Below are 25,697 nucleotides of genomic sequence, written 5' to 3' on the forward strand. Positions count from 1 at the left end.
GGCGCAGAGAATGATAACAGCAACTTTATTGGATGGTAAGGCATTATCTCGTACAATTCGTGAGGAGATTACGGCGGAGACCGCTGGGCTGAGGGACAAGGGGATACAGCCAGGGCTGGCTGTCGTTCTCGTTGGTGAAGACGCTGCTTCGCAAGTATATGTGAACAGCAAGCATAAGACATGCTTGGAGCTGGGTTTCAATTCGGAAGTACATCGTCTTCCGGCAAATACGTCTCAGGAAGAGCTGCTGGCTCTTGTTCATCGCTTGAATGAAGAACCTTCCATTCACGGAATTCTTGTGCAGCTTCCGCTGCTGAAGCATATTGATGAGAAGGCTGTCATCGATGCAATTGCCGTTGAGAAGGATGTGGATGGATTCCATCCTGTCAGTGTCGGTAATATGGTCATCGGGGATGACTCTTTATTGCCTTGTACGCCAGCAGGCATTATGGAAATGCTGAAACGCAACCAGATTGACGTTGCTGGCAAGCACGCTGTTGTTATTGGGCGAAGCAACATTGTAGGCAAACCGATATCTCTCCTTCTTCAACGTGAGAATGCAACAGTTACGATGTGCCATTCTCGGACTATCAATATGAAGGAGATTACCAAACAGGCAGACATTTTGGTTGTTGCGATTGGTCGCGCTAACTTCGTGGATCGTTCTTATATTAAGCCAGGTGCAGTCATTATCGATGTGGGCATGAACCGCCTTGAGAACGGTAAGCTGGCTGGAGATGTTGACTTTGAGGACGTGAAGGAAATTTGCGGCCCGATTACACCTGTACCAGGCGGTGTAGGACCAATGACAATTACAATGCTCATGTTCAATACACTCAAGGCCGCCAAACGAATACATCACATTGCGCACAACGAATAGTTGTGCGCTGTCTGTCATTGGGAACGAAAGGGGGCAGACAATGTGTCCGACGATGCACGAATATTATCAATTAAAGAAGTGAACCGCTACATCCGCATGAAGATGGAAGGCGATCCAAGGCTTCAGGATGTATGGCTTCGTGGAGAGATATCGAACTTCACACATCATTCAAGCGGGCATATGTATTTCACATTGAAGGATTCTGATAGCCGTATACGTACGATTATGTTTGCTTCGCACAATCAAAAGCTGGCTTTTCGTCCGAAGGAAGGAACGAAGGTCATTGCTCGCGGCAATATTACGGTGTATGAACGGGATGGTCAATACCAGTTCTATGCGATGCATATGCAGCCTGATGGAATTGGAAGTCTGTTCATGGCCTTCGAACAGTTGAAGGAGAGATTGAACGCGGAGGGATTGTTCGGGCAGGAACGCAAGCGAAGTATCCCGCGTTATCCTGCTGCAATCGGCGTCATTACTTCGCCGACAGGTGCTGCTGTACGGGATATCCTCATTACGCTGCGCCGCCGTCAGCCCGGTGTTGCGGTATTGCTCTACCCCGTATTAGTACAAGGAACACAAGCGGCAGGATCGATTGCTCAGGCGATCGAGGCGATGAACCGCAGCGGCGAGGTGGACGTGCTGATTGTGGGCCGCGGCGGAGGATCGCTAGAAGAACTATGGGCATTCAATGAAGAAGTGGTTGCGCGAGCAATCGCTGCATCGACGATCCCGATCATCTCAGCGGTTGGACATGAGACGGACTTTACGATTTCGGACTTCGTAGCCGATCTTCGAGCTCCTACACCTACGGCAGCGGCCGAATTAGCGGTAGCAAATCGTGAAGAGCTCAGGCAGCATCTTACACATGTAAATCGCAGGCTGCAATCGGCAATGAATCGCCTCTTGAATCAAAACCAGGAACGGTTGCTTCGGGCACAGCAATCTGCCGTGTTCCGCAAGCCTGAACAGTTGATGATGAAGCATGCGGATAAGGTTGCGCGCCTACAGGAGCAGTTAACGTACCGGTTGCAGTTGATCCAAGGCCAATCTTCACAGCGATGGAAGGAACTGCGTGGTCGATTGCGTGAACAGACGCCAGTACATCAAGCGCGTGCTGCACGCAAGCGGTTGGATGGCAATCAGCATCAACTCGTTCAGTCGATGGCTGCTATCACGAAGCAGAAGCGGATGGAGGCAGCTGGGATGATTAGACAGCTGGACGCGCTTAGCCCACTTAAGATTATGTCAAGAGGGTATAGTCTTGTGTATGATGAACAGGAGGCGAAGCTGATCCGCTCGATCGAAGAAGTGCAGCCTGGAGACGTAGTGCGGGTGAAATTATCGGATGGCCAATTGGATTGTCATGTATGGTCGATGAAAGGAGAGCGTGAATAACTCTCATGGAAAATAAAGAGACTATTGAACAATTAAGCTTCGAGGCGGCGATGGATAAGTTGGAAGAGATCGTTGCCAAACTAGAAAGCGGAGACGCTCCTCTTGAACAATCAATTGAGTTGTTCCAAGAAGGAATGATGCTCTCGAAGCTTTGTTCAGAGAAGCTGGAACAAGTTGAACGCAAGATAGAGATGGTAACCGAGCAGAACGGCGAATGGAAGCGTCAGCCGTATGCAACAGAGGAGACGGGTGATTCGATTGATTAATTATCAATCGGCCGGAGTATTTGCCGATTATGTGAAGCAGCAGGCAACTCGGATTGAATCGATACTGCCGAAGATGCTGGATAGCAAGCGCAATACTCCTGAGCCGCTAACACAATCGATGCATTATTCGTTAATGGCAGGCGGCAAGCGGCTGCGGCCAGTATGTGTGTTAATGGCTTGTGATAGCTTAGGGGGCAACACACGAGCAGCGGAGCCGGTTGCATGTGCCATTGAGATGATTCATACGTACTCATTGGTACATGATGATCTGCCTGCAATGGACAATGATGATCTACGCCGTGGCAAGCCGACCAATCATAAAATCTATGGTGAGGCCATGGCAATTCTCGCTGGAGACGGTCTGTTGACGCAGGCTTTCCACTGTATTGTGCAGAGCACACGCCAGCATGGTGTTGCAGCTGAGGTATCCTTGTCTATTGTAGAGGAATTGGCAGAGTATGCAGGGATGAACGGGATGGTCGGCGGGCAGGCTGCTGACATGCTCGGTGAGCAAGGGATTACGACGTTGGATCAGCTGGAATACATCCATCTGCATAAGACAAGTGATCTTATTGTATGCTCCCTCCGCGCAGGCGGGCGGATTGGTGGCGCATCGGAACAGCAGCTGCAAGCGCTGACGACCTATGGTTATAAGCTTGGGCTCGCCTTTCAAATTCAAGATGATATTTTGGATGTCATCGGAGATGAAGCCATGCTGGGTAAGCCGAAGGGAAGCGATGAGAAAAGCGGGAAGGTTACCTATCCGTACTTCATCGGCCTTGAAGAATCGAGACAGGAAGTGGAACGCTTGACTGAGGAAGCGAAAGCTGCAATTGCGAATGCAGGGTTCCAAAAACCTGAGCTATTGGTTGGCATGGCAGATTATTTGATGAAGCGAGACCATTAATTGGCGAGTATTTAGGCACTATTTATGATATAATAGGCCTTGCGTAGAGTGGTGCAGTATTCTAGTCGGCCTACCAACGCTGAAGGCGGGCCTAAAAATTCGCTAAAGGGCACATCGATGAAGTTCCTGGTGTTGGCTTTCGACGCCCAGTCGGGGGCTGATGCTGGGAGTTAAGGTTGTGGGGCGATCCACAATGGCATGTGGGCGTTGACCCCGCTTCCGCGGAGGCCCAAGTGCGTGGTTTGACGCCCTCGAGCGTCGCATTACGGCTTGGGGTATGAACCTACATTACGAGTCGCACATTGCAATTCTTCATTCTATTATGAAGCGTGATGTACGTACCCGGCTTGTTTGTAGCGTAGCCTGCCTTGAGTGAGCCTGCGGGGATTGCGGATGTGTAGATTCGGTGGACTTCGGCCAAAGTACGCATGAATCGTATGCCGTATGAAATCTGGCTTGCAAAAGAGGCTAGGGGTTGGTTCAGGGCTGCCCGAGGAAAACTCCTAGACTGTTCACTGGCGTGAAGCTTCTTAAGGATTATAGTGTGGACTAAGTGGTAATTCAGTCTGGCGATTGGCGACAACGTCAAGGCGCTCTTAATTGGAAACGGCCTGCTCGGCGACGAGGAGGCGAGCATCTGGGAAAACCTACTGGACCTAAGCCACAGCGTTTACTTGAGAAGTTGCCACTCTTAACTTTACGTAACTGATCAGCCAGTTCTAACACATAAAGGATGGAACATCACATACAATGAAATTCTCTTTCAAACATTCCGTTCGGTGGAGCGTATTTATTTTCATCGTCACATTTGCTCTAGCTGCTATTTTTTCCGTCGTATCGACTTCGATGCTGGAGGGAGTAGGCTGGGGCATCGGGATGGTGATCGTGCTCCTACTCGTGCTCATCGGAGTGTTTTTTGATATGATGGGGTTATCTGCAGCGGCAGCGAAGGAGACACCTTTTCACGCCATGGCTTCTGAGAAGGTTGCTGGCGCGAAGCAGGCGATCGCAATCGTTCGTAACGCAGACCGATTCTCCAACTTCTGTAATGACGTGATCGGCGATATGACTGGAGTAATCAGTGGGTCGGCCACAGCAATAGTCGTTACGAACTTGTTATATTCGATGGATGCTGACTCCGCAGTAATGAAGACGGTAACGAGCGTTGTCTTCACAGGACTCGTATCAGCATTGACGGTTGGCGGGAAGGCACTCGGAAAATCCTTTGCTATTTATTACGCCACTCCGATCGTCCTGCTAATTGGGAAGTGTTTCTACGTGTTGGAGACGAAGTTCAATATTTCATTCTTCACCGTGAAACGCAGCAAATCGAAACAACGAAAGCGAGGGAAATCCCGTGCTGCTCGAACAGATTAATCAACCTAGCGACTTGAAGCAGTTGCCTAAGGAGCAACTGGAGCCGCTAGCGGCCGAAATTCGTCAATTCTTAATTGAAAAGCTGGCAGTGACCGGAGGTCATCTAGCATCTAACTTGGGGATTGTTGAGCTAACGCTTGCCCTGCATTATTACTATGACAGCCCGAAGGACAAAATGTTATACGACGTTGGCCATCAAGCCTACGTTCACAAAATATTAACAGGACGCAAGGATCAGTTCGATACATTGCGCCAATATAAAGGTTTATGCGGCTTTGTGAAGCGTGCAGAGAGCGAACACGATGTATGGGAAGCCGGACACAGCAGTACGTCTTTGTCCGCCGCAATGGGGATGGCATTGTCCCGTGACCTGCAAGGTCAGGATAATCGGGTAGTCGCAATCATTGGAGACGGTGCGCTCACAGGCGGTATGGCGCTGGAAGCATTGAACCATATCGGGCATGAAAAGCGCAAGTTGATGGTTGTGCTGAATGACAACGAAATGTCCATTGCGCCAAATGTAGGAGCATTACATAATTATTTGTGTAAAATTCGCTCTGACCGCAACTATAAAAAAGCCAAAGAAGAAGTTGAACAGCTGCTCAAAAAAATTCCGGCTATTGGCGGTAAGCTGGCTAAAACGGCAGAACGCGTGAAGGACGGACTGAAATACCTAGTCGTCTCCGGCATGCTGTTCGAAGAATTCGGCTTGAAATATTTTGGCCCTGTAGACGGTCATGATATTGATAAGCTTCTGGACATTTTCCAGCAGGCAGACCGTATCGATGGACCGGTTCTAGTCCATGTTGTAACCCGCAAAGGGAAAGGATATTCACCAGCTGAAGCCGATTCCCATAAATGGCATGGAGCAACACCTTATAAGATTGAATCCGGCCAGCCCCTTAAATCAGTGGGCACGCCGAATTACACCGATATCTTCAGTGATGTGCTCATTGAGCTCGCTGAGGAAGACGAGCGAATCGTGGCAGTAACACCTGCAATGCCAGGCGGATCAGGACTCTTGAAGTTCGAGAAGCTGTATCCGAACCGGATGATTGATGTAGGTATCGCAGAGCAGCATGCAGCAACGATGTGCGCTGCTATGGCTATGGAAGGAATGAAGCCTGTATTTGCGGTGTATTCAACCTTCCTGCAGCGAGCGTACGATCAGGTTGTACATGATATTTGCCGTCAACAAGCTAATGTCATCTTTGCAATTGACCGAGCGGGCTTCGTAGGCCCAGATGGGGAGACGCATCAAGGGGTATATGATATACCATTCTTGCGTCATATCCCGAATATGGTCATTATGATGCCGAAGGACGAGAATGAGCTTCGTCATATGATGAAGACGGCTGTTGATTATGACGCAGGCCCGATTGCCGTTCGCTATCCGCGTAATGCGGTTGTAGGGGTGCCAATGGACACCGAATTGAGCCCGATTCCAATAGGAACGTGGGAAACCGTTCGGAATGGAGATTCAGCGGCTGTTCTGGCTATCGGTCCGATGGTGCAGGTTGCAGAGGAAGCAGCAGAGTTGTTGCGAAAAGAAGGCATTCGTATTCGAGTGATTAATGCGAGATTTGTTAAGCCGCTTGATGACGAGATGCTGCATCAGCTAGGGAAGGATCGCATTCCGGTAATCGTGTTGGAAGAAAGCTCGGCAATCGGAGGTTTAGGTAGTGCTGTACTGGAATGGTATGCTAACCATGGCGTTTACGATATGAGAGTGAAGCCAATTGGGGTTCCTGATTGCTTCGTCGAACATGGTAGCATTAAGGAACAGCGGAATGAAGTTGGCTTAACACCTGAACGGGTTGTGAAAGAAGTTCATTCGATGTTATTCGCAACAGGCGGCAATAATCGGTTGACTCGGGCTTAATTATGTTCGCATTGATGAATGAATGGAATGAGACGGGAGTACAGAATGTCTATACCGAAGGAACGAATTGATGTCCTGCTCGTCGAGCAGGGGTATTATACGAGTAGAGAGAAGGCCAAGGCTGCCATTATGGCAGGCCTTGTGCTTGCAAATGCGGAACGAATTGAAAAGGCTGGCATGAAAGTACCGCGTGATGCTGCAATTACCGTGAAGGGAGCGGTTCATCCTTATGTGAGCCGCGGCGGACTTAAGCTGGAGAAGGCGATCCAGCAATTCGGATTGAACATGCAGGACGCTGTAATGCTTGATATTGGAGCATCTACTGGGGGATTTACCGATTGCGCATTGCAAAATGGTGCACAGAAGGTGTATGCGGTAGATGTCGGCTACAACCAGCTTGACTGGTCTTTGCGCAATGATGATCGGGTAATCGTCATGGAGAGAACGAATTTCCGATATACGGAGCCAGGGGATTTAGTAGGACCGATACCGGATACAGCTTCTATTGATGTTTCTTTTATTTCCTTGAAACTGATCCTACCACCACTTTCGCGATTGCTGGCTAAGCCTGGACGGGTAGTTGCACTGATTAAGCCTCAATTCGAAGCAGGGCGTGAGAAGGTTGGCAAATCGGGAATTGTTCGTGAAGCAAGCACACATGAGCAGGTGTTGAGAGAGATTCTTGATTTTGCTGCCTCGATCGGTTTCCAATTGGAAGGGTTAACGTACTCTCCAATAACGGGCGGAGAGGGCAATATTGAATTTCTAGCGTACTGGAATGTGCCTGAACTTACGGAAGAAGAAGTGCCGCATGTATCACGCGATCTGATCGCTGACATCGTGAGGGAGGCACATACTACGTTCCGATCCTAGCTGGCAATGGAACATGCTGTAGAAGAAACTCATCCGGGACAAGCATCCGTCGGATGAGTTTCTTTTGCACCATAGCACGTATCTAATCAAATCTATATGCGCATAAGCTGCGAACCAGGGGTGAATTTCGATGGGTGATCGTTGGATCATGGGATTGATCGGAATTGGTTTGGCTGTATGGATTGGATATGCAATACGACATTATATGCGAACACCTGAAGCGATGGAGAATGTGTGCTTATCCGAGAGATATCCGCAGGATGATGAGATTGTCGCATTGCTTGAGTCAGCGGGTTACGAGATCATTGGCGGCAAGTATTTTGTGCCAATTCAGATTCAGATGAACGGAGAAGAGCTAGAGTCTACGAAATTGTGGATTGATATGGTCGTCAAACGGGGCGAACAATGGTATATTGTTCGTATCGTACGCGAACGGATGCAGCTCGATTGGAGCGCCAGTGCGATTCGCAGACATTGGGGAGCTTACTTCGCGGCATATCCTGAATGTGATGGGCTGCTTGTCGTTGATATGGCAGAGCGGCGAATTCGCATGCTTCATATGGAGTTTGGGGAAGCAGAAGCTTGACCCTTGCAAGATTAGGCGTAGGTATGAAAGAATGGCAAGCGAACAATGCAATATGAAAGTTATCGCAATAAGCAAATAATAAGTCATGGAATTATGGTGTAGACAGTATGGAGGGCATGCATGAAAGGACAACGACATATTAAAATCCGAGAAATCGTAATGAATAACGATATTGAGACGCAAGACGAGCTGGTGGATTCATTGCGCAATGCAGGGTTCCATGTTACTCAAGCAACTGTATCTCGGGATATGAAAGAATTGCATCTCATTAAGGTGCCAATGGACAATGGCCGATATAAGTATTCACTCCCAATCGATCAGCGCTTCAATCCTGCACAGAAGTTAAAGCGGTCACTTCTTGATAACTTCGTCAGTGTAGACAGCGCTGAGAACTTAGTAGTCATGAAGTGTCTACCAGGTACAGCAAATGCGATCGCTGTATTGATGGACTCGATTGAATGGCCTGAAATTATGGGCACGGTATGCGGTGATGATACAATCTTGATCATTTGCCGTACCAAAGAATTGAGTCAGAGTGTTGTTGATCAAGTGATGAGTTACATTTCATAAGTGTTCTTCCGGGAGGGGTTCTTCTTGCTAGTAGCTATATCTATCCGCAATTTGGCGGTTATTGAATCGGTACAGCTGCGGTTTCACCGTGGATTTCATGTCTTAACGGGGGAAACGGGCGCGGGCAAGTCGATCATTATTGATGCGTTAGGTCTTATCGGAGGAGCAAGGGGATCAGCAGATTTTGTTCGATATGGGTGTGAACGCGCGGAAGTCGAGGCTTCGTTCGATCTTGCCATTGATCATCCGGTATGGGAGGCGCTTTCCCGCTTAGGGATTCAGGGAAGCAGTGAAGAGCTCCTCATTATTCGCAGGGAATTGACCGCGCAGGGCAAGAGCATGTGCCGGATCAATGGTCAAATGGTTACGTTGACGATGCTGCGCGAAATCGGTGAGCTGCTCATAAATATTCATGGGCAGCATGAGCACCAATCCCTGCTCAAGGTTGAGCGTCACTTGGACTGGCTCGATGCTTATGGCGGGGAAGAGGTTGCTGTACTTAAGCGGAAATATCGTGATGATTACGGATGCTTCATGGCGCTGCAGCATGAATTGAATCAATTGAAGGAAACGAGTCAGCAAGCCTACCAGATGCTTGATCTGTACCGGTTCCAGATTGAGGAGCTGCGCAATGCACAGTTAAAAATTGGCGAGGATGAATCATTAACGGAAGAAAAGCGCAAACTAGCCAATGCGGAGCAGCTTATGGATCATGTAAATGTATCTTATGAACGCTTGTATGGCCAAGGTGCAATGGATTCCGTTAGTGTCGCAATTTCCAAACTTGAAGATGTGCTCATGTACGACACAGTTAAGTTTCAGCCTATAATTGAGCAAATGCAAAATGCGTATTATCAACTGGAAGATGCGGCTTACCAGCTCCGCGATTACCGTGAGAATATCGAGTTCAATCCGGAACGCCTTGAACAAATTGAGGATCGACTGGATCAGCTGACTTCATTGAAGCGCAAGTATGGCTCAACTGTTGAGGAGATGCTTGAATATTTAGCCAAGATTGAAGATGAAGCTGACAAGCTGGAACATAAGGATGAACGCATATTGAAGCTCGAAGCAGAGACACAAGAACGTCTGGGTAAGCTCGCTAAGCGAGCGCAAGCCCTGAGTGATGCTCGCCGAGAGTTATCACTGGAATTGACGAAGCGAATTGAAGCGGAACTGCAGCATCTTCATATGGAACGTACTCGGCTCGATGTCCGTTTGGATCGATTGCAGGATGGACAAGGCGGGCATGAGGTCGACGGTGTATCTGTTCGCTTCACGAAGAATGGATGGGATGATGCAGAGTTCCTTATTTCACCGAACCCTGGAGAACCATTGCGTCCGCTCCATAAGATCGCATCTGGCGGTGAACTGTCACGTATCATGCTTGCCATGAAGACAATCTTTGCCGAAGTTGATCGAATCCCAGTGCTCGTATTTGACGAAGTGGATACTGGCGTAAGTGGCCGGGCCGCTCAAGCCATTGCTGAGAAGCTTGCTGAAGTGTCTCGGAGTGGACAAGTATTCGCTATTACTCATCTTCCACAGGTTGCTTGCATGGCTGACCACCAATACTACATCGAGAAGCAGGTTCGAGATGAACGGACTTCTACTCAGGTACATGAATTGGAGGATGAAGGTCGTATTATCGAGCTTGCTCGCATGCTAGGCGGGGTGGAAGTAACGGAAGCGACTATGCATCATGCACAAGAAATGCTTGAATTGGCTGAACGTCAAAAAGGTGCGTAATTCTAAGGGATTTAGGAATCATTTTCACTTATAAAACGTAGGGGCCGGGGATACCTTAAAGTTACGAAATGGGCACGTCTCTTTTCGTCAAGCTTCCGTCTAACAAAGGAGTGTGACCACCTTTGAACCCCAACGTCAAACGACTGCTTGGCCTAATGCTCGTCATTCTTGTATGCTTAAGCACTACAACAGCAACCTTTCGCACGTATGCGGCGCTGCCGAATCAACTGAGGTTATTTGAAGGACAGCAAACGAAGCTTGATCTCGTGATGCCTGTTCAGGCTTCAGCGACGGTAGATCGACCGGATATTTTGCGTGTGAACGGCGAGAATCGACCTACATTCCAATTATCACCGAATCGTCCAATTTCATTACAGTCAGCCCAATCTGGTCAAGCAGAGCTGAAATTGAAGCTGTTCGGAGGCATTCCACTCAAGACATTGAAAGTGAATGTAGTTCCGAATTTGCGTGTCATTCCCGGAGGTCAAACGATTGGCGTCAAAGTCAAATCAGCAGGCATCCTTGTTGTCGGCCATCATCTTGTGAAGGTTGAGGGAGAACGCAAAGTATCTCCAGGTGAAGAAGCAGGTGTTCGCCTTGGTGATCTCATTACGAGTATGAACGGAAATCGATTGAATGATGTAAGCAAGGTTGCGGATATCGTGAAGCAGGCTGGCGAGAACAAACGTCCACTTGATCTTGTAATTCGGCGCGGCGATACTGAAGTGAAAGCTCAGTTGACCCCCGCGTACGATCAGGAGGACAAAACGTGGCGGCTAGGCTTGTACATCCGAGATTCAGCAGCCGGAGTAGGAACTTTGACGTTCTATGCTCCAGACCAAGGAGTGTATGGGGCGCTTGGACATATCATTACGGATATGGACACGCAGACTCCGATCGTGGTGGGGCAAGGTGAAATTGTCCAGTCCCATGTAACTTCCATTTCGAAAAGTCAAAATGGAGAACCAGGTGAAAAACGTGCTCAATTTGTGAAGGAAAGCCGTGTTTTAGGCAATATCGAACGCAATACGCCATTTGGCATTTTTGGTAAGATGGTATCGAATCCAGAACATAGTGTATATAAAGAACCGATTCCTGTTGCATTCCGCGAAGAGGTTAAGGTGGGACCTGCCGAAATGTTGACCGTGGTGAATGGTCAACAAGTGGAACGATACAAGATTGAAGTCGTCCATGTTACGAAGCAATCAGCACCTGCAACCAAAGGGATGGTTATCCGCATAACAGATCCGCGGCTGCTGCAAAAAACCGGAGGCATTGTGCAAGGGATGAGCGGCAGTCCGATTATTCAAGATGGCAAATTGATTGGTGCAGTTACGCATGTGTTCGTCAATGATCCAAGCTCAGGCTATGGATGCTTTATCGAATGGATGCTGCAGGATGCTGGTGTTGTTCTGGCTTCACCTCAGTCAATGAATGAAAAAGGGAAGGTTCACGTTCAACGTGATCCTTCTTTTTCTTTTACATCACGACGATCGCATCAATCTTCAGGATATGTCGAATCGATACGAATGAATACGAAATCTGTTGGATCGTTGGACAAATCATTAATTATAATAGAAAAATTTTAAAAAATAAAGAAAAAAAGTTTTCGACAGAAGGAATTTCATCTTTGATGTCGAATAACATGATCTGGAAGCGATAAACACCAAACCGGTTACTATCGTGTGCGAAACTTTGACAAGGGAGGATCCCAAGTTGCAAAAGATCGAAATATTGTTAGCGGACGACAACAGAGAATTTACAAATTTGTTGGCTGATTTCTTATCCGAACAAGACGACATGGTCGTTACTGGTGTTGCCTATAATGGCGAAGAGGTGCTCCAATTCCTTGAGCAGACGAGAGCGGTGCCTGACGTGCTCATTCTCGATATTATTATGCCTCATTTGGATGGTTTGGGTGTACTTGAGCGCTTGCGCAATATGGACTTGTCCCCGCAACCGAAGATCATTATGCTCACAGCCTTCGGCCAAGAGAGCATTACGCAACGTGCGGTTCAACTTGGCGCATCCTATTACATATTGAAGCCTTTCGATATGGACATTTTGGCGAATCGTATTAGACAGCTGGCAGGTGTTGCATCCAATGCTTCGGTAACTGGAGGATCTGCTAGTAACTTAATGACATCATCTGTATCGAAGTCGAATGTCGTACCGCTTGGCAAATCCAAAAACTTAGACGCGAATATCACGTCTATCATACATGAAATCGGTGTTCCTGCGCATATTAAGGGGTACCAGTACTTGCGCGAAGCAATCACGATGGTGTACAACAATATCGAAATTTTGGGCTCCATCACGAAAACGCTGTATCCAGCGATCGCGGAGAAGTACAAAACGACACCAAGCCGCGTTGAGCGGGCGATCCGCCATGCGATTGAAGTTGCATGGACTCGCGGCAACATCGACAGCATCAGCCGTCTCTTTGGTTACACAATCAACATAAGCAAGTCGAAGCCTACGAACAGCGAATTCATCGCGATGGTCGCTGATAAGCTGAGAATTGAGCATAAGGTGTCGTAAATGGCTCAACGGTGAGGCTTTGCGGGATCACAACGCAAATATAAAAATATCGATAAACTATTCACTATTTATGCAATAAATCCGTTGATTTATTGGGTCTGTGAAATACGTGCAGACGGAGGAATGGAATCGTGAAAGTAACATTATCCTCATATGAACAGTCGCTTTGACTTTTTAGTACTTGAATAGAGAGCATAGGGTTGATAAATTGGCGGATGTGAAAAAGGGTCATATCCGTCAATACATCTCCTATGTTCAAGAAAGAGGTAAGTACACAGTAGTAACTCGATTGCGCTGCTTTCAAAATCGTCCTTTTAATGGCTCGTCTTCTTTTTCTGAGAGTGGTTTCGTCAATTCCTATCCGATAAGCCATATGACGATTGATAATCTCGTAATGTCCTGAATCATTATTCGACTAATCCTCGTGTTTACCTTCGATAGTTAGTGGGAAATTTCCGTCCGCCAACGCTCAGATCCGTCAGCAACTCCCGTTCATGTACACGCGCAACCTTTCGTTAGCTTGAGTGGTTATGAGCGACCACAACATCCGCATGTTACTCGTATATCCGCGACACTTAAAATCCGCGCGTTTTCCTTCCGTATCGCGAGTTATTTCGTATACTTTAATTCCACGATTTCTGAACTCTCGTCTAATCTCCGTCATTCGTTACGCGATCCATTGCGGCCGAAATCATATCCGTATATATTTCCGGATTTCTCACGGAATCCGCGATAATCTGTTTATCGCGCTCGTATGCGGACAATATCATCGGGAGCAGTACGTATGATTTAATCAATTCGAGTTCCTCTCCGGTTGCCATCGTAGGAGGCATCGTTAATCACCTCGTGTAATATTTCGGTTAGTTTACATTATGGGAACGTTTGTTCTTATTATACGCCGATTCAAACGATCGAGCAACGTTATTATCCTCGGAAATAAATTCGACTATTTATTATATATAAGTTGAACTAATGCTAGCGACTAGAATAACTAATACAAAGCCGATCAGCCACCGTAAAGACCAGTTTGAGTCTTCCTTTCATTTCGTTCAGAAACGGTTTCAGTAATTTTGCATGATGAATACGGGCATTATCCAGTATTAAAACGATTTTTCCTATAGGATAAGCATCGACGACTTTCCGGCGAAATTGAGAAAAATCCTTCGACGGCTTCTCGCAGCAGCATACAGTCTTGTTTGTACTCCTCGATTAACTTTTCCATCCAATCTCTCCTTCATCATATTTTGTGTAACAGGTCATATACGATAATATGATTCTTCGTTAGAGAACAATAAACTTCATGGTTTTAACCAATAAAATGAAACCCAAAGAGATATATTCATTAAGTCCTCACATGTTTGTTCCACTATCTAAATTCTATATAATTTGTTGCCTCGGGCGTGTATCTCAACGGCTGGAGCATCAGTTCTATCTAAATGAATCTTCTAATGAAGAATATTGAAATATTGTACATGGCGATACGATGAGGACTGGGAAATTCTTCATAGAGGCATCAAATCAGGGGTGAACAAAGTATACCAGCTCATCAATTAAGAAGCTAAGCATCTTCGATGAAGTAATACTCAGTCAGATACAAAAGTCGAGAGTAGATGAGCATTGATCACAACGAGGTCAGTGCTTTTTTCATGGAATGAGAATAATCCAGGATGTTATTCGGAGTTAACGTGTATTACAATAGGTTTATAGAAAAATGTTCCAAACCAAAGGAGAATTTCTTGTACATGAGAACGATATTGGTCGCAGACGACGATGAAAATATAGTGGAACTGATAGGATTATATCTCCGAGCAGAAGGATTTCACGTTATTGAAGCACGGGATGGGATGGAGGCGCTACGGTACATGGATGCGGAGCGAGTCGATCTCGTCATTTTAGATATTATGATGCCGAATATGGATGGGTGGGAACTGTGCGAGGAGCTGCGCCGTTCACATCCTGATTTGCCTATCCTTATGGCTACAGCCAAAGGGGAACCCGGGCAGAAGGTAAGAGGATTCCAATTGGGAACGGATGATTATATAACGAAGCCATTCGATCCAGTGGAGCTGGTGATGCGCGTCAAAGCACTGCTCCGGCGTTACCGAATTGCATTCTCGCAGGTTGTGCAGCTTGGCCCGCTGCGCTTGGATCGAAGCAGTTATAAAGTAATGATGGAGGATGACGACTCTGTCATTACACTGCCACTGAAGGAATTTGAACTCTTGTTTAAGCTTGCGAGTTGCCCTGGGCAGATCTTAACGAGGGAACAGCTCATACAGGATATATGGGGGATGGACTATAAAGGGGACGACCGAACCGTTGACGTACATATTAAGCGGCTCCGTGAACGATTTTCCAACTACTCGGAGATCTTTAATATTGTGACTGCTCGCAGCCTCGGATATCGAATTGAGGTATGTCATGATTAAGACCCTGTACGTTCAAGTGGTGCTTACGTTCATATTAGCAATTATTATCGGCATTATTGCCGCCTTTTCTGTGTCGGGGTTGTTGTTTCAGAAGGAAATGGAAGAAGTGTCGTACCGTCAATTGATGAATCTTGGTGATGACTTGGCTCGTCTGCGTACTTCGATGTCAGCATCTCAATTTAAGGATTATGTGATGTCGTTGAAGGCACTTACGATGTATGAGGTTCGGATATTGAATAGTGATGGAGACACTGTTATTCACCACAATGAGAAAGAACGGGCAGGTTACCCCATTAAGGCAGAACAGCTGAAGAAGGTGCTGGAAGGGGAGCGGATTCGTGCAATTGCGGACAATGATGAACAAGAGCCGATTATCGGGATCCCTATACAGATCGGTAACGAGCGTCAGGCTTTATTTTTGCAAATGTCGATTGGCGGGTTGGATGTAATCGGCCGATTTATTACAATGGTTCTCGTCGTCGTGCTTGTTGTTGGCAGCTTATGTTTCCTGATCGCTGCCCGATTTGTTGTATTGCCGGTTAAGCGAATGACTGCAGCTACGAGGAAGATGGCAAAAGGGGATTTCTCGGCAGAGCTGCGCATGAGGAGAAGAGATGAGATTGGCGAGCTGGCGAATAGTTTCAATCAAATGGCTAAAGAGCTGAACCAGCTTGAGCAGATGAGGCAGGATTTCGTCTCCAATGTATCGCATGAGATCCAGTCCCCTCTAACCTCAATCATAGGATTCACTAAAGCTCTAAAATCGAATGTCATTCCGGAACAGCAGCGGGAGAGATATCTGCACATTATTTTAACGGAAAGTGAGCGATTATCTCGGGTAAGCGATAACCTGCTCCAGCTGGCCTCTCTGGAGTCGGATCATCATCCGATGAACATGAGAGCTTACGCGCTCGATGAGCAGCTTCGGAGAATTGTAGTGGCCTGCGAGCCGCAATGGAAAGACAAGACGCTGCATATGGATTTGCAGTTGACTCCTATAACGATTGTCGCGGACGAAGATCTGCTTAGCCATGTTTGGATGAATATAATCGGCAACAGCATGAAGTTTACGCCGAACAATGGGACAATTACCATTTCGTTAACGAACCAGCCGACAGGGTGGACGCAAGTGACGATTACCGATACCGGGATAGGTATCCCTGATCAAGAGCTAAATCGAGTATTTGAGCGGTTTTATAAAGTTGATCGGTCAAGGCGTAGAGATGGAAATGGAAGTGGTTTGGGACTGGCAATTGTCAATAAAGTCATAGCGCTTCATCAAGGGACAGTCACAATTGCGAGCCGTACTGGGGGAGGAACGACGGTGACGATTAGACTGCGATCGCCTAATGCGATGTAAGGAATTGCAATCATGAAATTAATATATAAGAGAACGAATGGAACCATAGCCAAAGGAGAACCGCGGTTATGGTTTTTTTATCCACAAATTTGCAGAACATTATTGTAAAAATGTTCCTGAGTTCATACTCCGTTCATATTTCCTTGTTAGCGTATATCTCAAGCTATCGCAAGGGGACGCGGAGACGTTAAGGAGGAGGAAGAGACACACATTATGAATTCGTTGATTCGATTTTCAATGAAGAATGTGGCTGCGGTGTTCATTATCGTAGCAATGCTGTTCGGGGGAGGTATCTATGCGTCGACGGGCTTGAAAATTGACAACATGCCAGACGTTTCCATCCCGTATGTAATGGTGACTGCACAATATGCAGCACCCCCTCAGGACGTAGTGGAACAGGTTACGAAACCGATTGAGAAGAAGCTCTCCGGCATGGAAAGAATCAAGTCGATATCTTCCACATCCAGTGACCAAACAGCGTCCATTCTTATCAGGTTTGAAGAAGGGGTGGATACTGATCGGAAGAAGGCGGATATAGAAAGCTTGATCCAAGAAATAGCGTTCCCATCGGGTGTAGAACGACCGCGTGTATCCACATTTGGGGTAGCCTCCATCCCTTCCTACTATTTAGCGGTATATGGGAAAGAGGGGGTAACGCAATCTCAATTAGAGGAGCATTTCACCAAGACGATTAAGCCGGGATTTCAAGCATTACGAGGCTTGGATCATATGGACGTGATCGGTGATCGAAGTACACATCTGAGCATAGGACTCCTTCCAGATAGGCTTCGTTCCTATGGGTTAACGCCTGCTCAGGTATCAGAAGCCGTCCGCAACGCTTTGACATCAGGTCCGGCAGGAACAGTGGAATTGGAGGGGAATACGCTGCTTGCCCGCATGAATAACGGATTAACTAGTGTCAAGCAACTAGAGGAAATTGCTGTGCAATCCCCTCAGGGGGATACGATCCGATTGACGGAGCTCGGGAAGATCACTGAGATCTCGGAATCCAAGTTCATCGCGAGGCTGGATGATCAGCCGGCTATCGGTATTTTGCTATATAAGGCGAACGGAGCTAACGCGGTTGAATTCTCTACAGGTGCCGATCGTTTGATGAGCAAGTGGGAATCAGAACTTACAGGTGTAACCTTCAAGAAGGTCTACAATTATGCTGACGAAGTGAAGCAATCCATTGGCGGGCTTGTCCGGGAGGGATTAGTTGGTGCACTGCTTGCCTCTCTCATGATTCTAGTTTTTCTGAGAAATATGCGAATGACCTTAATCGTGCTCATATCCATTCCCCTCTCCGTGCTTATTGCCCTATTGCTGATGAAATGGATGGATATCTCCCTTAATATTATGACGCTCGGCGGCATGTTTATTGCGATAGGCCGTGTGGTCGACGACAGTATTGTCGTCATTGAGAATATATATGCCAAGCTGTATCGGGCTGAGGAACGGAATGAATCCGTTATCGCGCTGGCGACGAAGGAAGTAGCCAATGCAATTACGTCATCTACGTTAACAACAGTGGGCGTATTTGCACCGATCGGCATGATCAGTGGAGCAGCAGGGCAGCTGTTCCGTCCTTTCGCAATTACATTGGCCTGTGCTTTGATGGCATCACTGCTCGTGGCCCTGACTGTTATCCCGATGCTGGCGAAGCTGCTCGTACTGAAGCAGGCTAATGTGAAGGGACATGATGCTGGAGAGCACAAGCCATCCAGAATTACGACCGGCTATCGCAAGCTCTTAGTGTGGTCCCTCAATCATCGGATCAAGACATTGTTCATCTCAATTCTGTTGTTTATCGTCACAATGGTTGCGCTTGTCCCACAGCTTGCCTTTACCTTAATGCCAGAAGGGACACCGCCGCGTCAGTTCTTTTTCACCATTAAGCTTCCTTATGAGAATTCCTTAAAGGCGACAGATAATGTCATGAAGGAGATGGAAGCGGAGCTTCGCGCTGCTAAAGACGCACAGAATAAGCCGCTGTTCACGTTCATTGAGACGCTGGTCGGGTACGCAGGCGATCCGAATGCGATGCCATACATGGCCCAAATCTATACGGAAGTAAATGAAGAGGCTAATGTGGAGCAAGTAAGACGTGAATATAAAGCCAAGCTGGAAGCATATATTCCCGCTGGATCGGAGCTGGATACGCGGACATTGGTAGGGGACTCCAGTGCAGCGCCTGATTTTGTATATGTGTTGTCTGGTGAAGATGCAGTTCAGCTAAGAGAGGCTGCGGCAATCATCAAGCAGGAAATGATCAAATTCCCTGAGTTGTCGGAGATCAAAGATTCGTTAAGCGAAGCTTCCTCTGAAGTGGTGATCGATGTCGATCCGCGGAAAGCGAGACAATTCGGACTAACACCCGCTATCGTCCAGGGCACACTGCAGACGTGGCTGTTCCAAGATAAGATTGGCGAGTATCGGTACCAAGAAGGTCTGTTGTCCACGGTAGTAGAGACGGAGAAGGGGTTGAGTGGTGATCTGAGCGCGGTTGGGCAGATTCAACTGAGAACACCGACTCAGGAAACCATTTCAGTTGCGGATATCGCTACGATTAAACGAGTGAAGTCCCCAGCTTCCATTAAGCGAGACAATCAGAAACAGGTCATCAATGTTACGGCGAAATTAAATGGACAGAACAAAGGCGGTATTAGTGCACAAGTAGCAGCCTCCTTAGATCTGATCCAGCTGCCAGACGGGGTTGGACGATCCGTGTCGGGCATAAGTGCAGATATTGGAGACAGCTTTGGACAGTTATTCATAGCAATGGCTGCGGCAGTGTTTGTCGTGTACTTGATTATGGTACTTACGTTCGGCAATGCGACTGCTCCATTTGCGATTATGTTTTCCCTGCCGTTTGCAGCTATAGGCGGTGTGCTTGGTTTGATTGTTACGAATGAATCGATTAATATTACCTCCTTAATCGGTTTCATGATGTTGATCGGCATTGTAGTGACGAATGCCATTGTGTATATCGATAAGGCGCAGCAGCTGCGAGAAGCCGGACAGGATGTGAGGAGTGCGTTGATAGAAGCGGGTATATCCCGTTTGCGGCCTATCATCATGACGGCAGGAGCAACCATTATGGCGCTGCTTCCACTTGCATTTGGATTCGGCCACGGTACGCTTATATCCCGCGGATTGGCGGTTGTTGTAATTGGCGGCTTGACGGTATCCACATTATTAACGCTTGTGGTTGTTCCAATTATGTATGATATGATAGCTCGGCGTAAAAGAAAAAAGAACCAGTTTCTTGATCAACAAGGGAATGGAGCAGCGCCGCTAACAGAAGGGAAGGAGACCTCATCATGAATCAATCCCATTTACGAAGCATGAAAATACTGCTTATGTTGATGCTTGCGGGAGCGGCTGTGGGAGTGGCTGGGTGCTCTGCGTCGGATCAAGTGAATGGTCCCGAAGCGACAAGCGAACAACATTCGCAATCTACAGTTGAAGAGGTTAAGACGACCGTTGTGACCAAACAGATCATGGGGGCCGCACCTGAGATCGTCGCTGATATTGCGCCGTCAGTGACGATAGACATCGTAGCTAAGGGTAGCGGAGAAATTGTGGCAGTGGAGAAGAAGCGCGGAGATCGTGTGAAGCGCGGAGAAGTGATCGCTCGGACGGATGTGTCGCGTATTCTTTCTCAAAAGCAGCGAGCAGAGCAGGCGTTGCAGAATGCCAATAAACTGCTGGAAACTTCACATGAGACGAAACGTGTGAACAATTCGGAAACGCGAATGTCCATAACGAAGATGGAAGAGCAAATCGAAGAGCAAACAAAGGCGTTGAATAAGCTGAAAAACGGCTATGATGAAGGCACTGTAGAAAAAGCTTCTGTAGAACAGTCTGAGCTGCAACTTAAAAATACAAAGTTTGATTTGCAAGTGTTGAAAATGAAGCTGGATACAGCGGAAAGACTTGCAGAGGATGTAGGTGCCGAGGATCAAATCTCGGCAGCAGAGTTTCAATTGAAAGAGGCGCAATTTGCGATTGCAGAAGCTGAAATCAAGGCTCCTACCGATGGCGTCTTGACAGAATGGACTGTGCTTGCTGGAATGAATGTGGCTCCAGGCACGAAGATCGGACGCGTTGCCAATGTCCACACCGTTCGCGTACAGGGGAAAGTGACCGAAGACATGCTTTCTCTGCTTCATGGTAAGAAGAAGTTGCCTTTCTATGTGTCTGGCAAGCCAGAAAAAAAGTATGAGGGCTCTATTACCTATTTATCCGCAGTTATGGATATGGACACACGTACGTATGCTGTGGAGCTGTTAGTGGATAATGCCAAGCTTGAATTAAAGGCGGGGATGAAGGTTCAGGTCATTCTTGCTGGGGAGAATGAACGCAAGGTTCCTGTCGTACCAGCAACTGCTGTCGTACGTGAACAAGGCTCTGCATTTGTGTTCATCTATCAAAATGGTACGGCGATTAAGCGCTCTGTCACACTTGGCACATTGGAGGATGCGATATATCCGGTAATTGAAGGATTGCAGGATGGAGAATCCATTATTATCTCAGGCCAGCACCAACTGAAGGACAAACAACAGGTGCGGCTTGCGAAGTAGAGGAGTTGACAAGATTTGAAACAGAAAACAATTCAGGTCGTGGCTTTTGCCGCTCTGTGCGGAATAATTATTGGGACTCTTCCGACAGAGGCGCTTGCTGCTGCCACAGATGGGAGCAAGTCAGCTAATACTGCTAATCAAACTACGCATCCTGCCAGCGCAGCGAAAGCGAAGCCAGTTCAGAAGCAGATACCGAAGGCTCAGGACTACTGGAAGAATAGGTTTGGATTACAGATTGACCTAACCAATGTGATTAATAGCGTAACGGACAAAGGGAAACAAGTTGCTGCCACCATGAAAATCAAAAATAATTCTGGCAAAAAGCTCCGTCTCCCTGATTATGAATTATATGTACTGATGGATAACAAAAAGGAATATGCGATGATATCTAGCGAGAACAGTGCTCGTGTACTGTCTCAGGGCGAAGTGGTGGAGTGGAGGTTAATGAGTCATGTCGTCGAAGATGACATGGCGGCTCCTGTACGATTTATTTGGAAGGAAGTTAATCGGGAGGTATATCCGAAAAAGGAAACAGTCGTTGCGGTGATGGATGTCGTGCAGCCTGCATGGGAAAATGACTATACTCCAATTACCGATCCCGCCTTGATTAAGGAATGGGGGCAATCCTTCCAACTGCAAGCATTGTCGGATTCATCAATGCTTACGTATACGCCTGTAAGCATCATGAAGAGTTCAGGCAAGCCAGCGCAAGTGGCCGAGCGGTTCAAACAAAAGCTGGAGACGGTTCATGTGGTCACTTTCCGTGTCGTAAACAGGAACAGTATACGCGAGAATGTCCCAGACATCAAATTGACGGCATGGTCGAACAACGATCTGTATCAGTCTACAAAACTGGGCAAGGCTCCTGAATCGCTCATGCCGGGTGAGGGCGCAACGCTGCGATACGCTGTAGAGACAGGTGCGAATACGGTGCTGACAGGATTGAAGCTATTAACCTCGGAATCGTTCCTGCCTCCTGGGGCTGCCGATCCGACCAAGGCTGCAACCTATCAAGTAGGGCGATTATATATTAACATTCCGAATCGAGGAACGAGTCAGGTTGTACCGACCGACTATAAGCTGCGGGATAAGCTGAATTTCAGCGATAGTACGGATTTATTTCCAGAGGGCTTGAATGTCTCAATGGAAGAAGAGACTCTGTTAGAGAACAAGGAAGCAGGATTCAGAGCACTTCTTCTCCGTTTCAAATTCGAGAATAAGAGCAGCTCCTCAATCACGATCCCATCCTATCAATTTGAACTGGAAGATAAGGATGGATCTCGATTTGGAGGGGAACGACTTGGTGCCAAGACGGATAAGAAATCACTGCTTCCAAGCGCTGCTGTAGTTGAATCTCACATGTTCGTGATCCCTGATGGCTCAAAGGAACCGGAGTTACTGCTGCATGTTGTCGACAACCGAGAAGAACAAACCTATCCTTTCATTGTGGATACGTTCCGTTTCAAGACGAGTTACGATAATACTGGAGACTTGCTGTTTGATATGTATCCATTCCAATTGAAAATTAATGATTGGGGAGGAAGCTGGTTGCGGGGTGGAGCTGACATGGTTCAATCGTCCTCGTACGCCTTAAGACTGAAACTGAATATTATTCGGGCGAAGCAGGTAATGAGTGAGCCGAACTTATCGAAAATCAAACTGGAGCTAACCGATCATAGCGGACGGATGCTTGGATCCAAGCTGTTCTCACTTGTTGAGGAGCCACTCTTGAGGGAAGGAGAACAGAACATCATTTTTGAGAACATTGATATGCTTGGCTTGAGTTATCCTGTCACGGTCAGCTTCTATGAAATGTTTGATACGCCATATGGACCGGTGAAGCGGTTCCTGGGTAGAGTGATAAGAAGTTAATTTTGACCAGAGATTAACTACTATGATAGAAGAGGGTTAGAGAATTATTTTCTCTAACCCTCTTTTCTTATTGTTACAGATCGAGTAAAGGCAACATCCATTTTTAACCCCCGAACTTGTCCACGTTTACGAATGCCAAATACAACCCTATTCACCAAATCGTTTTAAACTTTCTAGGAAATCACCAACAGACAGCTCGCTTATTTGATTAAGCAGGTTATCCATTTGGGTTTTCTTGCGAAGAGAGCCGACCAGCAATACCTCAACGGCTTGATCGCGATCGACAAGAACAGATTGAACCTGCAGAGAATTGGTTAATAATGCAGCAATAACTGCAATTTGGTCAATGCTTAGTTTAGGGCAGTTGGCTTTTTTCTTATTATTATTTTTAGAGTTTCCGTTTCCATTTCCACTTGATTTTTTATTATTATTTTTTGAAAAGGACACAGCCACTCACCCTCTTATCAGATTACTCTCCAATTGTCTCTGCTGGTGCTGCCCCCGTTCCTTGAATGATCCCAAACGCATAGGCAACGAACAGAACTATGACCACAATGAGAAGTATCAGTCGTTTATTGTCATCTTCATCGGTCATGCTCATTCTCCTTGGTGACACGGTATTTTATCATGATTATTGTAATCAGGATGAGGGGGAAAGGTTCCAACAGTTCGGCCTAATCTGGCAGTAAATCATCCAGAATACTGGCTTACAAAAATGTAATGTGGCAAATACAGTGTATTTCGTTGACTTTTGATCGTCTAATCGATAAAGTTACGAATGCGACTACAGTGATAAAGAGGGTTACAGATGAACGCGTATCTATTTCCAATTAAATTTGCTTTTCTTACGTTCCCGATAGCGGCATTACTCTTGACGCTTCCTTTTTTAATCGTGCAATATCGCAAATACGGGTATGTCAATAAGGTTCGCGCTTTGGTGCTTTATTCCATGCTGCTCTATTTCATTTCTGCTTATTACTTGGTGATATTGCCGCTGCCGCAAAATGTGCACAATTGTGTGGATCGGGCAGGTGCAGTATTTGAGCAGCTGCGCCCATTCCAATTCGTTCGCGATATTATGAAGGAGTCTAGTGTTGAATGGTCGCATCCAACGACCTATGTACAGCTGCTGAAGGAAAGAGCCTTTTTCCAAGCCGCATTCAATGTGGTCTTGACGTTGCCGCTTGGCGTATATATGCGCTACTATTTCCAACGATCGTTCTTGCAGACGACGGTTATTGCATTTCTTGTCTCTTTATTTTTCGAGATTACGCAACGAACAGGCTTGTATGGGTTCTACGATTGTCCATATCGGCTGTTCGATGTAGATGACTTGATTTTGAATACAGCAGGGGGCTGTATCGGATTTTTACTGGCACCAGTATTTACATACTTCCTGCCGCGTTCACACCAGCTGGATGATCATGTAGATCTGAGCAAGAAGCCTGTTGGATTCATTCGCAGAGGAATCGCGGTGTGGCTGGATATGACATTGCTATCGATTATCATGGGTTGCATATACATTGTATATCGCACGATTGCATATGGAGACAACTATAGCAATTTCGAGCTGAGTGAATTCAATTTCTTGTATTTGGCAGCAGGTATTTTCGTTTACTTTATACTCATACCAACGTTTACGGATGGGAAAACCTTCGGCAAATGGGTAACACGTATCCATTTGGTTCAGGGCGATACAGAGGGTTCCCTTTGCAGAATTACATTTATTGGTTTGCTGAAGCGATACGGTATATTGTATTTCGGTGTAGGTGGCATCAATTACGTACTTGGATATGTATTGAAGTTCAACGAGGCTATGGATTCGCTGATTATGATATTGGTAGTGATTGCGTGGCTTGGTTTCAACGGTTTACTCTTCCTGCACCTCATGCTGCATCTGTTCAAGAAAGATAAGCGTCTATTTTACGAAAAAATAAGCCGAACTCGTAATGTGATCACCGTCCCAGAACGAATGAGGCGAGAGATGGCAGATGAACATTATGCTCCTTCTACGCAGGATGAATCAGTTGATAATGAGCCTGAAATCACTTCTAAACCAAACTATGATGACATCCTGAACACAGAGCTGGTTGTTAAAGACGTGACAACCTCAGTACCATCCAGACATGAAGTGCATTCAGATGAGAAACCTGAAAATCAGGTTATGCAGGCTCCGCAGTCAACAGGGTCAGCACGTTCGAATAATGCTAGCGACTTGGTTGATCAAGAGCTGGCTCGTCTGAAGGAGAAGCTGGCGAAGAAAGAAGAATAATTACAAATAATAAGGGCCTCTAATCATCACAACATTTGTGATCATAGAGGCCCTTCTTCTTGGAATTTCGTTCATCTAAATCGAGATGCGGGCGTAAATTGGTAATAAATGCAGTATAGAACAATATCATTCGTTGTTTGACCAGAGGT

Annotated in this window: 20 protein-coding genes and 2 pseudogenes; 18 read left to right on the plus strand and 4 right to left on the minus strand. The window is 46.7% G+C overall.

Annotated features, from left to right (window positions below; all coding sequences use genetic code 11):
- Positions 1-13 precede the first annotated feature (13 nt).
- The 12 genes from folD to spo0A all read left to right on the plus strand — a co-directional run bounded on the left by folD (position 14) and on the right by spo0A (position 13,029).
- Complete coding sequence (gene folD / locus BLS15_RS05050; RefSeq protein ID WP_090510915.1) at positions 14-880, plus strand: bifunctional methylenetetrahydrofolate dehydrogenase/methenyltetrahydrofolate cyclohydrolase FolD; 867 nt, start codon at positions 14-16, stop codon at positions 878-880.
- Between the two features lie 42 nt (positions 881-922).
- On the plus strand, positions 923-2,278 hold the full coding sequence (gene xseA, locus BLS15_RS05055) for an exodeoxyribonuclease VII large subunit (protein WP_021252977.1): 1,356 nt from the start codon (positions 923-925) through the stop codon (positions 2,276-2,278).
- 5 nt (positions 2,279-2,283) lie between these two features.
- Positions 2,284-2,544, plus strand: coding sequence for an exodeoxyribonuclease VII small subunit (gene xseB, locus BLS15_RS05060; RefSeq protein WP_021252976.1), 261 nt, complete (start codon positions 2,284-2,286; stop codon positions 2,542-2,544).
- Positions 2,510-3,451, plus strand: a complete 942-nt coding sequence (locus tag BLS15_RS05065; RefSeq protein WP_051249861.1) for a polyprenyl synthetase family protein — start codon at positions 2,510-2,512, stop codon at positions 3,449-3,451. The genes xseB and BLS15_RS05065 overlap by 35 nt, the downstream gene beginning before the upstream one ends.
- 750 nt (positions 3,452-4,201) lie before the next feature.
- Entirely contained in the window at positions 4,202-4,828 is a 627-nt protein-coding gene (locus BLS15_RS05070; RefSeq protein WP_021252974.1) for a hypothetical protein, read from the plus strand.
- On the plus strand, positions 4,809-6,710 hold the full coding sequence (dxs, locus tag BLS15_RS05075; protein WP_021252973.1) for a 1-deoxy-D-xylulose-5-phosphate synthase: 1,902 nt from the start codon (positions 4,809-4,811) through the stop codon (positions 6,708-6,710). The genes BLS15_RS05070 and dxs overlap by 20 nt, the downstream gene beginning before the upstream one ends.
- A 45-nt stretch (positions 6,711-6,755) precedes the next feature.
- On the plus strand, positions 6,756-7,583 hold the full coding sequence (locus tag BLS15_RS05080; RefSeq protein WP_021252972.1) for a TlyA family RNA methyltransferase: 828 nt from the start codon (positions 6,756-6,758) through the stop codon (positions 7,581-7,583).
- Positions 7,584-7,713: 130 nt separating this feature from the next.
- On the plus strand, positions 7,714-8,169 hold the full coding sequence (locus BLS15_RS05085) for a hypothetical protein (RefSeq protein ID WP_021252971.1): 456 nt from the start codon (positions 7,714-7,716) through the stop codon (positions 8,167-8,169).
- Between the two features lie 120 nt (positions 8,170-8,289).
- Positions 8,290-8,739 (plus strand): transcriptional regulator AhrC/ArgR, encoded by a 450-nt coding sequence (gene argR, locus BLS15_RS05090; protein WP_005546729.1) that lies wholly within the window; start codon positions 8,290-8,292, stop codon positions 8,737-8,739.
- 24 nt (positions 8,740-8,763) lie between these two features.
- Positions 8,764-10,488, plus strand: coding sequence for a DNA repair protein RecN (gene recN / locus BLS15_RS05095; RefSeq protein ID WP_021252970.1), 1,725 nt, complete (start codon positions 8,764-8,766; stop codon positions 10,486-10,488).
- A 122-nt stretch (positions 10,489-10,610) separates the two neighbouring features.
- The gene (spoIVB, locus tag BLS15_RS05100) at positions 10,611-12,077 is read left to right on the plus strand and encodes a SpoIVB peptidase (RefSeq protein ID WP_021252969.1); all 1,467 of its coding nucleotides are present in this window, start codon (positions 10,611-10,613) and stop codon (positions 12,075-12,077) included.
- 127 nt (positions 12,078-12,204) lie between these two features.
- On the plus strand, positions 12,205-13,029 hold the full coding sequence (gene spo0A / locus BLS15_RS05105) for a sporulation transcription factor Spo0A (RefSeq protein ID WP_021252968.1): 825 nt from the start codon (positions 12,205-12,207) through the stop codon (positions 13,027-13,029).
- A gap of 650 nt (positions 13,030-13,679) precedes the next feature.
- On the opposite strand, the gene BLS15_RS05110 is transcribed toward spo0A, so the two are convergent.
- Together BLS15_RS05110 and BLS15_RS05115 are read right to left on the minus strand one after the other, a co-directional pair.
- Entirely contained in the window at positions 13,680-13,862 is a 183-nt protein-coding gene (locus BLS15_RS05110) for a YhjD family protein (protein ID WP_021252967.1), read from the minus strand.
- Positions 13,863-14,046: 184 nt separating this feature from the next.
- A pseudogene (locus BLS15_RS05115) lies at positions 14,047-14,187 on the minus strand (transposase); the annotation flags it as partial.
- A 584-nt stretch (positions 14,188-14,771) separates the two neighbouring features.
- Here BLS15_RS05115 and BLS15_RS05120 point away from each other — a divergent pair.
- The 5 genes from BLS15_RS05120 to BLS15_RS05140 all read left to right on the plus strand — a co-directional run bounded on the left by BLS15_RS05120 (position 14,772) and on the right by BLS15_RS05140 (position 23,276).
- Positions 14,772-15,458, plus strand: a complete 687-nt coding sequence (locus BLS15_RS05120) for a response regulator transcription factor (RefSeq protein WP_021252966.1) — start codon at positions 14,772-14,774, stop codon at positions 15,456-15,458.
- Positions 15,451-16,818: a sensor histidine kinase gene (locus BLS15_RS05125; RefSeq protein ID WP_021252965.1), complete on the plus strand. Its 1,368-nt coding sequence runs from the start codon at positions 15,451-15,453 to the stop codon at positions 16,816-16,818. The genes BLS15_RS05120 and BLS15_RS05125 overlap by 8 nt, the downstream gene beginning before the upstream one ends.
- Before the next feature lie 213 nt (positions 16,819-17,031).
- Complete coding sequence (locus BLS15_RS05130; protein ID WP_021252964.1) at positions 17,032-20,145, plus strand: efflux RND transporter permease subunit; 3,114 nt, start codon at positions 17,032-17,034, stop codon at positions 20,143-20,145.
- The gene (locus BLS15_RS05135) at positions 20,142-21,404 is read left to right on the plus strand and encodes an efflux RND transporter periplasmic adaptor subunit (protein WP_021252963.1); all 1,263 of its coding nucleotides are present in this window, start codon (positions 20,142-20,144) and stop codon (positions 21,402-21,404) included. Before BLS15_RS05130 ends, BLS15_RS05135 begins: the two co-directional genes overlap by 4 nt.
- 15 nt (positions 21,405-21,419) lie before the next feature.
- A complete protein-coding gene (locus tag BLS15_RS05140; protein WP_021252962.1) occupies positions 21,420-23,276 on the plus strand; it encodes a DUF4352 domain-containing protein in 1,857 nt (618 codons plus the stop codon).
- A 147-nt stretch (positions 23,277-23,423) separates the two neighbouring features.
- On the opposite strand, the gene BLS15_RS05145 is transcribed toward BLS15_RS05140, so the two are convergent.
- Together BLS15_RS05145 and BLS15_RS29760 are read right to left on the minus strand one after the other, a co-directional pair.
- The gene (locus BLS15_RS05145) at positions 23,424-23,723 is read right to left on the minus strand and encodes a hypothetical protein (protein ID WP_021252961.1); all 300 of its coding nucleotides are present in this window, start codon (positions 23,721-23,723) and stop codon (positions 23,424-23,426) included.
- Positions 23,724-23,745: 22 nt separating this feature from the next.
- Positions 23,746-23,871 (minus strand): hypothetical protein, encoded by a 126-nt coding sequence (locus BLS15_RS29760; RefSeq protein WP_260612150.1) that lies wholly within the window; start codon positions 23,869-23,871, stop codon positions 23,746-23,748.
- A 213-nt stretch (positions 23,872-24,084) separates the two neighbouring features.
- Here BLS15_RS29760 and BLS15_RS05150 point away from each other — a divergent pair.
- A pseudogene (locus tag BLS15_RS05150) lies at positions 24,085-25,254 on the plus strand (VanZ family protein); the annotation flags it as partial.
- Between the last annotated feature and the right edge of the window lie 443 nt (positions 25,255-25,697).

Origin of the sequence: Paenibacillus sp. cl6col, assembly GCF_900102125.1 — a bacterium.
Taxonomy (GTDB): Bacteria; Bacillota; Bacilli; order Paenibacillales; family Paenibacillaceae; genus Paenibacillus_B; species Paenibacillus_B suaedae.

What these genes read in the sequence shown, in the direction of transcription:
- BLS15_RS05085 (WP_021252971.1), top strand. Translation starts at nt 7,714, where the DNA reads ATGGGTGATCGTTGGATCATGGGATTGATCGGAATTGGTTTGGCTGTA.
- BLS15_RS05110 (WP_021252967.1), bottom strand. Translation starts at nt 13,862, where the DNA reads ATGCCTCCTACGATGGCAACCGGAGAGGAACTCGAATTGATTAAATCA.
- argR (WP_005546729.1), top strand. Translation starts at nt 8,290, where the DNA reads ATGAAAGGACAACGACATATTAAAATCCGAGAAATCGTAATGAATAAC.
- BLS15_RS05120 (WP_021252966.1), top strand. Translation starts at nt 14,772, where the DNA reads ATGAGAACGATATTGGTCGCAGACGACGATGAAAATATAGTGGAACTG.
- BLS15_RS05070 (WP_021252974.1), top strand. Translation starts at nt 4,202, where the DNA reads ATGAAATTCTCTTTCAAACATTCCGTTCGGTGGAGCGTATTTATTTTC.
- BLS15_RS05130 (WP_021252964.1), top strand. Translation starts at nt 17,032, where the DNA reads ATGAATTCGTTGATTCGATTTTCAATGAAGAATGTGGCTGCGGTGTTC.
- BLS15_RS05125 (WP_021252965.1), top strand. Translation starts at nt 15,451, where the DNA reads ATGATTAAGACCCTGTACGTTCAAGTGGTGCTTACGTTCATATTAGCA.
- BLS15_RS05135 (WP_021252963.1), top strand. Translation starts at nt 20,142, where the DNA reads ATGAATCAATCCCATTTACGAAGCATGAAAATACTGCTTATGTTGATG.
- BLS15_RS05080 (WP_021252972.1), top strand. Translation starts at nt 6,756, where the DNA reads ATGTCTATACCGAAGGAACGAATTGATGTCCTGCTCGTCGAGCAGGGG.
- BLS15_RS29760 (WP_260612150.1), bottom strand. Translation starts at nt 23,871, where the DNA reads ATGACCGATGAAGATGACAATAAACGACTGATACTTCTCATTGTGGTC.
- xseB (WP_021252976.1), top strand. Translation starts at nt 2,284, where the DNA reads ATGGAAAATAAAGAGACTATTGAACAATTAAGCTTCGAGGCGGCGATG.
- BLS15_RS05065 (WP_051249861.1), top strand. Translation starts at nt 2,510, where the DNA reads ATGCAACAGAGGAGACGGGTGATTCGATTGATTAATTATCAATCGGCC.